Below are 533 nucleotides of genomic sequence, written 5' to 3'. Positions count from 1 at the left end.
ATGGATAGTCTTTGCCAATGCGATAAAATAAAGTGACATCGTGTCTATTTTTCTTTGCTAAAGGGGTATTTCCATGGGTTTGCCTTGGTATCGTGTTCATACTGTCGTATTGAATGATCCGGGTCGATTGCTTTCGGTGCATATAATGCACACAGCTCTAGTTTCTGGTTGGGCTGGCTCGATGGCTTTATACGAATTAGCGGTTTTTGATCCCTCTGATCCTGTTCTGGATCCAATGTGGAGACAAGGTATGTTCGTCATTCCTTTCATGACTCGTTTAGGAATAACCAATTCGTGGGGTGGTTGGAGTATTTCAGGAGGAACTGTAACGAATCCGGGTATTTGGAGTTATGAAGGCGTGGCAGGGGCGCATATTGTGTTTTCTGGCTTGTGTTTCTTGGCAGCTATCTGGCATTGGGTATATTGGGACCTCGAAATATTCTGTGATGAGCGGACGGGAAAACCTTCTTTGGATTTGCCCAAGATCTTTGGAATTCATTTATTTCTTGCAGGGGTGGCTTGCTTTGGCTTTG

Annotated in this window: 1 protein-coding gene; it reads left to right on the top strand. The window is 44.3% G+C overall.

What is annotated here, in order from left to right; all coding sequences use genetic code 11:
• Positions 1 to 73: 73 nt before the first annotated feature.
• Positions 74 to 533: hypothetical protein (locus QQK43_RS23830; protein WP_284309664.1), on the top strand; the 460-nt coding region annotated here is incomplete at its 3' end.

This window comes from Hydrogenophaga electricum, from assembly GCF_030160815.1.
GTDB classification, from domain to species: domain Bacteria; phylum Pseudomonadota; class Gammaproteobacteria; order Burkholderiales; family Burkholderiaceae_C; genus Hydrogenophaga; species Hydrogenophaga electricum.
Note: the sequence above shows the minus strand (reverse complement) of the source record. Positions and strands in the feature narration are given on the sequence as shown.